The sequence below is a fragment of the Lacticaseibacillus camelliae DSM 22697 = JCM 13995 genome, from assembly GCF_001436615.1.
In the GTDB taxonomy this organism is placed as follows: domain Bacteria; phylum Bacillota; class Bacilli; order Lactobacillales; family Lactobacillaceae; genus Lacticaseibacillus; species Lacticaseibacillus camelliae.
On the sequence record NZ_AYZJ01000006.1, the window covers coordinates 1 to 389 of the forward strand.

Sequence of the window (389 nt, forward strand, 5' to 3'; positions counted from 1 at the left end):
GCTCCCAAGGCGAGTATGGATGAGCAAAATAGATCTGGGTTCCAACAATCTCTGATAACTTGGCAAACTCGGAACCGTTGTCAAACGTGATACTCTCAAACTCCTTGACACCGTAGTCGTCAATCGTGTCCTGCAAAGCTTTAAGACAGGTGCCCGCATGATAGTCAGGAATCTTGACGATGATTTCAGTCCGGCTGTACCGTTCTGTGAGGGTCATTAATGCTGGCTCATCAGCTGAGCGAATGCCTTTGACCAAGTCACCCTCCCAATGTCCCACACCTGTGCGGTCATTCACGGCCGCAGGACGTAACTCGATTGAGTCGCCGTATATCTTCTTGTTCTTACGCTTATGGGCGTTCTTATCACCTTTGACCCGGCGTCGTAGCTTC

Annotated in this window: 1 protein-coding gene; it reads right to left on the reverse strand. The window is 50.1% G+C overall.

Annotated features, from left to right (window positions below):
• The coding region (locus tag FC75_RS00845) for an IS30 family transposase (RefSeq protein WP_082623070.1) at nucleotides 1-389 on the reverse strand (389 nt) is incomplete at both ends.